This is a genomic window from Microcoleus sp. LAD1_D5 (assembly GCF_036702115.1).
Lineage (GTDB): Bacteria > Cyanobacteriota > Cyanobacteriia > Cyanobacteriales > Microcoleaceae > Microcoleus.
Genome location: NZ_JAUBSA010000071.1, coordinates 21,544 through 30,883, shown reverse-complemented (window position 1 = coordinate 30,883; position 9,340 = coordinate 21,544). Strand labels below are relative to the sequence as shown.

At 42.9% G+C, this 9,340-nt stretch carries 5 protein-coding genes and 1 pseudogene; 3 read left to right on the top strand and 3 right to left on the bottom strand.

Going from position 1 to position 9,340, the window contains the following annotated elements:
• Positions 1-167 precede the first annotated feature (167 nt).
• Positions 168-905, bottom strand: a complete 738-nt coding sequence (locus QUA70_RS23220) for a pentapeptide repeat-containing protein (RefSeq protein ID WP_333336318.1) — start codon at positions 903-905, stop codon at positions 168-170.
• A gap of 453 nt (positions 906-1,358) precedes the next feature.
• Positions 1,359-2,425 (bottom strand): annotated as a pseudogene (locus tag QUA70_RS23215) (ISKra4 family transposase).
• 180 nt (positions 2,426-2,605) lie between these two features.
• Between QUA70_RS23215 and QUA70_RS23210 the strand changes: the two are divergent.
• From QUA70_RS23210 to QUA70_RS23200, 3 genes are all read left to right on the top strand, one after another.
• Positions 2,606-3,238 (top strand): transposase, encoded by a 633-nt coding sequence (locus QUA70_RS23210; protein WP_333350161.1) that lies wholly within the window; start codon positions 2,606-2,608, stop codon positions 3,236-3,238.
• A gap of 76 nt (positions 3,239-3,314) precedes the next feature.
• The gene (locus tag QUA70_RS23205; RefSeq protein ID WP_333328578.1) at positions 3,315-3,752 is read left to right on the top strand and encodes a hypothetical protein; all 438 of its coding nucleotides are present in this window, start codon (positions 3,315-3,317) and stop codon (positions 3,750-3,752) included.
• A gap of 38 nt (positions 3,753-3,790) precedes the next feature.
• Complete coding sequence (locus QUA70_RS23200) at positions 3,791-4,048, top strand: hypothetical protein (protein WP_333328580.1); 258 nt, start codon at positions 3,791-3,793, stop codon at positions 4,046-4,048.
• 287 nt (positions 4,049-4,335) lie between these two features.
• Here QUA70_RS23200 and QUA70_RS23195 read toward each other — a convergent pair whose 3' ends face one another.
• Positions 4,336-9,291, bottom strand: coding sequence for a CHAT domain-containing protein (locus QUA70_RS23195; protein WP_333350163.1), 4,956 nt, complete (start codon positions 9,289-9,291; stop codon positions 4,336-4,338).
• Between the last annotated feature and the right edge of the window lie 49 nt (positions 9,292-9,340).

The following is a 9,340-nucleotide window of genomic DNA, read 5'->3' as shown; positions in this document are numbered from 1 at the left end:
GGCTGCGATGAACAATGACTATATGATGCAAATTCTCAAGTGCTTTTGTCAAGCATGATTGAGATGCTCTTACCCTGATACTGGCACAAATTATTATACCTTAAAAAAACCTCAAATGATTGCATAGCAATCATTTGAGGTTTTGGCAATTCTGAATTTCTTTGAAATTAAATCTGCTTGAATATCTGCGGAATGTGGGATGCAAACAGGCGATCGCGCGTTTCATCTTTTTCTGTGTCGGGATGGCATATTTCCAGAATACCCCATTTGTCTTGGTGGAATATGAGGAAATCTGGTTCTTGGTTTTGTCGGCCTGCGGGTGTTGTGAGGTGGGCTTTGGAGTTAGGGAAAAAGAGGGTGTTTGTGCGATCGAGCGCTTCGGCTATTTTAACTGGTTCTTGGCTGTGAAAGCGCAAATCATTCCAGTGATAAATGCGTTCTTTTATGCTCGACAAAATTCCCTCGTTATGTGCGTCTTCAACCTTGATGATTTTATCTGATGCCGTCTTATTATCAGTTATAATTGCACCGTGTAAATCTGCCGATGAATCTGATTCACTTAAGTTTGCGAATAATACTCTGGAGCCGCTTAAGTTAGCACCGCTGAGATTAACTCCTATAACTTGAGTTCGATGTAAAGTCACTTGATGGCGCCGCAAGTATCGTTTTATAACTGCTTTAATATTACTTTTTTTTACTTTTTCCTCAAAAGCGTCTGAGAGTAACTTCCAGAGTTTATAGCCAGCGGCTTTAATATATTCATCATATTTAGAAAGTTTAGCTATTTCCTCATAAGACTGTCTGCCTTCCCAGGACTGTTTGAAAATTAGCTCTTGCACGTCGTTTAACTGTTCGTCGTCATCTAGGACTGTTTCGACAATGGCGAGAGCTTCATCCACAGTCATGGGTTAAATCCTCTTAAAGGTAGTGTCCGAGTTGAGGTTGTGCTCGCATGGTTTATGACACTTTGATCGTGCGCGCACATTGCTGTGGATGGATTTTAGCACACTCTCCAAGATGTTGCTACTATTTCTCACTTTTTGTCACTTTTTATCACTCAATACTCCGGACAATTTTTGGAACGATACTACAAGCTTTACAGGGCAAGGATCGTAAAAAAGTCGAATTAAATGTAAGTCAGGGGTGGAGCTGACATTGATTTAATTATCCACAGTGGCTCAAAGTCAAGCGAGCATAAGCCATTGGGCTATATAAAAACTGTCCGGACTATTGATCACTGACAAAGATGAAGTTGACTCATTAGAATACTTAAATGTCAGCAAAGGGCTGGCGTTCATTTTTACAAATTACCATACCAAAGGAGTTGACAAAGGGTGCATCTCACTTTTGCAGATACATCAAGTAGAAAGTTGACCATTGAGATAAGCACAGCGAAGAGAAAGGATAGAGGAAACACTCTCGATATTCCACTGCGCTCCCGATAATTTCACCCAAGCGTCCAATCCGTTGAATCGTTGATTCCACTGTTCCAGAACCGATAGAACTTAAAGATTCTTCTTTATAGTATCGGTAGTTAACTATTCGGTTGCGATGGAACTCTAAATAATTGCAAAATGTTTTAAATCCTTTTCTTTTCAACTCTTTAAATAAATTGATAACTTCATTAACTTGACCCGACCATAACAGACTTTCGGCTTGTTTTAATCGTTTCAATGAACCCCCGGCTTTGTACAAAGTTTCTTTCAGATGATACCAATCTAAGATTTTTTGTCTTTGTTCAGTCCCTCCAATTTCTTGAAACAAGTTCCAAATTCCGGGATGACTATCCCCTATACAATATATAAAATGTAGCAATTTTTGGCGATTACTCCAATCAATTAAATCTTGATTATTTTGAAAGAATGCTCTGCCATAAACATTATCTAAACACACGGCTTTATAATCTTTCTAATAACATGGCTCACCCTTGTTTTCGTTTCGTAGCCTGACTTTATCTCCATCTAAGGTAATTTCTTGGACTCCTTGTTTAGATGTAGGCAATTCAAATTCTTGGCTGTTTACTAATCTCTGTAAGGTACTATGAGAAACTGGGATTCCTGTGAATGTTTCTAAATCTTTTTCTCCTTTTTCATAAGACTCGTTGGCGCGGATTATCAGAGCGCACTTTTCCATCATTGGACTGAGTTGACTATAAGGTTTTAGCCCGAAATATTTCGCCTGATTGTCTGTAATATTCAGCAACCCGACTAATGATTTTACGGTTCGCTGTCTTCCTGTTTTAATTCCTGATACTTTTGAAAAAAAACCTACCTAGTTCTGGCCCAACTTCTTTTAACATTTTTTGACGTAGAGAATTTTCGATACTTTCAAAATTTGAAAGTTCGGTTGAATCTGTATTTCTGTAAAGAATTTCTGCTACCCCTTTTAAGTGTGCTTTTAGGCGTTGTTGGTCTTCGGGTGTCATTTTTTTTACCTCATCTTTTTTCACAGTTTTACTAGCTTTTTCATTTTAGCCCTTTTTCATATATTTGCCCTGGGGGGGTAACAACCAGCCTGAAACCCATACCTTTGTAAGGATTGAGCCCATGTGTGCTAAAAAAAGATAGGCAGCATAATTGTTACACGCTTGCCTATCTCAAAAATAATGATACCGACATTCTACCTCATTCATTTAAAAAAACAACTAAGTTCAGCTCAATTTAAACTGATTGGAATCTTGCTACCCTTGATACAATCAGAAAAACAAGTGAGATTAGAACGGCTCTCGCGGGTATTTCCCTATCCAATTACAACAGAAAGTCGGCGTAGAAAACTACAAAGGTTTCTCGATTTGCCGAACTTAACTATCTCACTAATTTGGTTCCCATTAATTACTTATTGGTTGATTACTTATTGCCGTGTTGGTCAAACTTTATCAAGATCAATCGACCGCAGTCAATGGGGGCGCATTAATCTCTTTATGGTTAGCCTGATCTGGGAGCGAAGAGCAATTCCATTATACTGGTCACTGTTGCCCAAATTGGGAAACAAAAACGGAGAGTCACAAACAACCACCAATTTACAGCAAGTTTTACCATTATTTTCAGAATATAAAGTCATCGTTTTAGGAGACCGTGAATTTTGTTCTGTCGATTTGGGAAACTGGCTGAGGGAAAAGGGTGTATCTTTTTGTTTAAGACTGAAAAAGAATCATTGTGTCGAAACGGAACATTTAGTTTGGCAACGGTTAGATGAATTAGGAATAGTACTCTTAAACCTCTTTATATTTTCAAGGTAAAAGAGTGAGGAAAACTCGACCTGCAACCGGATTTGATCTTGCTTGTAAGTGGAAAAGGAACTACGGGGGGTGGAAGGTGGATGAAGCATGGTTTATTCTCACAGATTTAGGCTCATTGCCAGCAGCCATCAATGCTTATAAGCAGCGGATGGGTATTGAAGAAATGTTCCGAGACTGTAAAACAGGAGGCTACGATCTTGAAGGAACCAGCTTAAAAGGAGACCGACTTATTAACATGATTTTGCTCATGACGCTCGCCTACAGTTCGGGAATATTTCAAGGCAGCGAAATGAGGAAAAAGCAGGTGCAAAAATATGTATCTCGCCGCAAAGAACCTAAAAAAAGATATCGAAGACGGAGTACATTTGGTGTTGGTTTAGATGGAAAAAAGTGGGTTAATTATCTCGAACAATATTCTGACGAGGTAGAACAGTTAATGAAGTTAACTCCTTCTAAACGCCGCTTTTATCAACAAGGTATGCGGGCCGCAACCCTTATACAGTCTATCTCGTAGACCTCTTTGTCACCCCCCCAGATATTTGCAAAAGTGAGATGCAACCGTTAACAAAAGTGAGTTTACCATACAACCTTGCCGAGACAATTCGGAATATTATGGCTACTTTGGCTTTGGCTCAAGGAATTTTATCCCCCTCACAGGTTTCTGATATTCCCAACTCGACAATAATAGCTCAATTTGGAGAGCAAATCGGAATAGCAGACCAGGCAGAAAGAGAGAGAGTAGAAAGGAAACTAAAAAAAGTAAAATCAAGTCAATCGACTATGCTAGAGATAGCTAAAGAAACAGGCTAGGGTAGCGGCAATTATGGCGGATAAAGCAATTTTGTTTAATTTTTACCAGTAGACACAACTATCAGGGGATTGAGTTGCAATTCTCCTGATTACCTAATCAAGGAAACTATCAATGTGGATGTTTATTTTAATTGTGCTGGCTGTAGTTGTCTACTTCCTAGTGTCACAAGCATCAAGCAGTAATCAAGCTAGTAAGGCATCAAGTAGGACTCAAGCTACTAAGGCATCAAGCCAAAATTACACTAAAAGCATTGATATCCAACCAATAACAAATCACCAATCACCAATTACCAAGGACTCCCAATCATCACAAAAGCCGACCAATAATAAGGATGCGACAACTTTAAATCCGCAAACCCTTGCAGCGAAGCCGGCAACTCCACCCCCTCACCCCGACTCAAACCCCGCAATCGGCCACCCTCCAAACGCACATCCCCCCGCAACATCGCAATTTGCGCTTGTCGCAGCGCCGCCCCCTTAATTCGCGCTGTCTTCAACTGCTGGTAAAACTCACTCATTAATCCCAAAGTACCTTCATCACTCACGTACCACAAACTTCCCAAAGCCGTTTGCACCCCCGCTTGCAGCGCCAAACCCCCGAAACCCAACTCCGCCTGTGCATCTCCCACCGCAGTCCGACAAGCACTTAAAACTAACATATTCACCTGCGGATCATTCAATCTCAAATCCCGCAATTGATCCATTCGTAGCCGACTATTCCATAACTGAATAAAAGAATTATTCGGTGCTCCCGGTCGAAATTCGCCGTGAGTAGCTAAGTGAATAATGCCAAAAGGCCGGCTTTGATGCTGTTGCTTCAAATTATCCAAAGTGAACTCCTCATTCAGAAAACTAACTCCCGGCCACTCTCGGGAAATAGCGGCTATTTCAGCAGGAACTGCAGGCAAAGGATTCAACTCGGAAAATTCCGAGGCACCCATTGCTAAAACTTGAGAATTTCTGATATCTACGTAGCGAGTATCTGTTAAATTAATGCTGGGCATCAGGCTAAGATTGTACTTTTCCACCAAAAATTGCTGTCCGTCGTGCAAAGCAGCAAAGGGCATACCTCTCAAACCTCGATCGACAACAAAGGAAATAGTATCCGTTTCGCAGCTTTTCAAACTGTCCTCTAAAGGCGCAATCATCCACTTATAAAGCTGTTGGGCAGATGGTAGATAACTCGTAGTAGCGCGCACCCCCGGTTTGGTAATCTCATCCCTGAACTGAGTTACAACTTTCAGAAGTTCTTGCCGATTCGCTGACGGCACACTTTTGTGAACCACTTCACCGCAAGAAGTGATCAGCATTAAATTTAATTCTTCCCGCTGCGAGAACAGATAAATTAAGCTGGGTTTTGTGCCAGTTTGTGCGCCTACCGATGCTAACTTTTTTTGAATTTCCTCTGGGGATACCAACTCGTTGCTGATGTTGATGCCGAAATATTCCCCGAATTCTTGGCTGAAAGATTGATCCAGTAGAGACAAAGCTGCCGATATTTTCCCTGCCTCCAAATTCCTGCCGATGTCGCCGCGAAATGCTGACTGAATAACTGAATCTCTGATATTTGAATTGATGAAATTTCTCAGTCCTCTGGGAGATTGCATTCTTTCGGGCGGCATCCTTTCTCCGGGTTTTCCTATATCTCGCGATATTCTGTTTTGGTTCTGCCGCTGTTCGCGACTAAAGGGTTGGTTGCGATCGGGGAAAAGCAATCGCCCTCGATCTAATGGAAATCTATCCCTTGGTGATATTGGGGGCGAATTGGGGTTATTGGGATTGATGGGATTATTGGGATTGATGGGATTGATGGGATTGATGGGATTGATGGGATTATTTGGATTATTTGGATTATTTGGATTGTCGGGATTTATGGGATTTATGGGATTTATGGGATTTATGGGATTTATGGGATTGTCGGGATTGATGGGATTATTCGGATTGTCGGGATTGATGGGATTATTCGGATTGTCGGGATTAGTGGGTTGATTGGTAGTGACGATCGCACTATTGCCTTGAGTGTAAGAATTTATGAACGATCGCCCTTGAGTAATCGTACCTAAAGCATTGCTGGCGATCGCCCCAGCAGTACCGTTAGTCGTCGCATCTCCCACCGCAAAAGGCGTCGGCGGATTGACATCGCCGCCGCCGTGGCGGATCGTAACTGTACCGGGTTGAGTGCCACCAAGAGTCGAGACGCTAACAGGAGTGCCGTTTTGGTCAAAAGTACCCGTCACTCGAACTAAACCCGGAGTTGCGAGTTCAACATTACCGCCCGGAGCATTGATCGATGCAACACTGATATCATTTTGAGCGTTAAGATTTACTGTAGAAGTGCGATCGACACTAACAACAGGATTAACATTTATTCGCCCAATTGCGATTTCGTTTCCGGCTAAAATTCCGACACTTTCGGCAGCACTTATATTACCAGTGCTGACTGTTCCCCTGCTGCTAGTGACATCAACTGCAACTCCCTGCAAGTCTCCTGAATTTACATTGAGCGGCGCTATTAAATTGACATTTCCTGTTGTAGCGTCCGTATTGCCAATATTAATACTTCCCGTATTGCTAGTTACATTAACTCCAACTCCCCGCAAATCTCGGGAATTTACATTCCCAGAACTTGTCAAATTGACATTTCCTGTTGTGGCGTCGGTATTGCCAATATTAATACTTCCCGCATTGCTGTTTACATTAACTCCAACTCCCCGCAAATCCCCGGAATTTACAGTTAGCAGCGCTGTTAAATTGACAGTATTTTCTGTTGCTGTAGCGGTTTCAATATTAATACTTCCCGAATTGCTATTTATATTAACTCTTTCTCCCACCAAATCCCCAGAATTTACATTTTCCGAACCTGTTATATTAATATTCCCAAGAGATGTAGTATTACCGATCACAATATTTCCCTGATCGCTATTGATATCGACTGAACCCCCCAGCAAACTCCCTGCATTTAAGTTGCTAGTTGCTCTCAAAGCAATCGTAGCCCCCTGAGCATTGATCGAATCAACGGTAATATTAGTTTGGGCGTCCAGATTAACTGTAGGAATGATGGGATTAACTGGATTTGGGACGAAAGGAGTAACAGTTATTGCCCCAGCGTTGATTTCCTGTCCCGCTACAATCCTGACATCTCCCGAAGTAGCGCTCGCACCCGTATTAACACTCCCATTACTGCTGCTAGCATTGACAGTCGCAGCGGTGAGATTGCCTACCGTTAAGTCCCTAAAAGCTGTCAAATTGATATTCTCAGTTGCTGTAATATTGACAGGTGTAGTATTAGGCACAATGGTATTGGCATCAGTCAAAACTCCCAATGCCCCGGAGTTGCTGGTAATATCAACATTAGATCCCTGCAAAGTCCCAAAATTCACATTGCCAAAAGCTCTGAGTTCGATCGCCCCGGAAGCCCCAGTATCGATCGATCCTGTGACGATATTACCCCGAACAGTATTCAGACTAATACTGCCGTTGATATCAGCACGAGAAATGTCACTTGTCAATATAATATTGTCATTAGCTTGAATATTAATTGTCGAACTAGACGTTAATCTGCCCCCAACAATCACTCCTGCTTCCCTGCTTTCGAGACTAATTTGACCGCCGTTAATATCTCTAGTTGTAATACTTCCCGGCGCTGAGAAAATTACAGGCCCACCGACAGAAATATTTTCAACAGAAATCAAATTGCTTGATAAAAGTGGACTTGTAAATATTGAATCTTCACCTAAACTGTCACTAGCAGGATTTAGCAGATTTGCCACTCCAGCCCGCAGAATCAAGGCCGGACTGCTGCTTAAAATAGCAATATCGGGATCACCACTCACATTTTCCCTACCCAATGCAATATCGGGGCCGGTAATTGTAATCTCCTCGGCAACAATGCTCCCCTTCGCCTCCACTTTCAGCGAAACACCAGTATAATCTCCCAAGAAAACATCTCCTTCCGCACTGATAATCGGGTCAAATAAACTGACAAAATTTCCCGGCATTCCCGACAGATTCCGCACCGAAAAATTGCCCCCCGAAGCAAAGTGAGAATCCCCCGAAATAACGCCGTTGCTAACCAAACTCAAATTGCCGCCGCTTTGGAATTGCGGGGGAAGATATAAGCCGCCGATCGCATTTTGAGTGAGAATGTCGATCGTGCGATCGCCTTGAATGTATAAATTCCCCCCAGCCTGCGCCAAAAAAGGATTCTGGGCGCTGTCCCTGACCCGCACCGCATCCGGGCCCAGCAAACTCAAATCCCCCGTAGTTTGCAGCCTAGCGCCCGCTAACGTGAGATTTTCCGCAGCCCATAAATTCGCACTTCCCGCATTCAACTGCGGTAGCCCAGACACATTAGCAGCAATCGCCACATCCCCAGAATTCACCTGCAAACCAGAACCCACAAGCCGCACAGAACCGTCATCCGCAACCGCAACACCCGCCGCCTGATTTTGCCCAGTACCTGTCAGCAACTGCGGCAAAGAAACAGGATTCAAAGTCTGTTGAGAATTACCAAAATTTCCGCCCGTTGCTATTTCCAAACTCAACAAATGCCCCGGTTGACTAATGCGGAGAACCTGATCTCCCGGAACCGCAGCAACAGTAATTTGTCCGCCCGCAGCCGACAACTGCCCGGTACTAACAACCGTACCGCCAAGCAAAGCCAAATTTTGCCCCGAAGTCACCGCTAAATTGCCAGCATTAACAATACTTCCCGGTACACCCGCACTAAAATAAAAAGCATTTGGCGTACCCACCAAGGCGCTAAAATTATTTGTACCCGCAGCATTAAACCAATTTGAACCAAAACCCACACCAGTAGCAGTAGTTGCAGTAAAAGCCGCCGGCACATTCAAACTCGCGTTCGGGCCAAACACAATCCCCGCAGGATTAATTAGAAAAAGATTAGAATTGCCGCCCGTGACAGTAATTAAACCGTTAATGAGCGAAGCGTCCCCGCCAGCAATTCGAGCTAATATATTCTGAATAGCCGAATTAGTCAGAAAATTAGCAATTTGACCTTGATTCAAGCCAAACTGCCCAAAACTGTGAAAAAGATTCGCGCCATCTCCCGACAAACTGCCGCCGTTGATATCATAGCGGTTGCCGCTGGGGGTGACAACAGTACCCGTACCGTCAGCAGCAGGCACTATGGGCTGTGCTTGCGCGAAAGTATTAAAAATTAACAAAGAAAAGGGACAAATAAATAGCGCAACCTTTTTAATCTTTAAGTTGGCATTTTTCATAGCAGCAAGTAAAACTATCCTAATTGCCTTAATTATCGCACTTGCAAAC

Coding starts and splice junctions, on each gene's coding strand:
- QUA70_RS23220 (WP_333336318.1), bottom strand. CDS start 905: ATGACTGTGGATGAAGCTCTCGCCATTGTCGAAACAGTCCTAGATGAC.
- QUA70_RS23210 (WP_333350161.1), top strand. CDS start 2,606: ATGATACCGACATTCTACCTCATTCATTTAAAAAAACAACTAAGTTCA.
- QUA70_RS23200 (WP_333328580.1), top strand. CDS start 3,791: ATGCAACCGTTAACAAAAGTGAGTTTACCATACAACCTTGCCGAGACA.
- QUA70_RS23195 (WP_333350163.1), bottom strand. CDS start 9,291: ATGAAAAATGCCAACTTAAAGATTAAAAAGGTTGCGCTATTTATTTGT.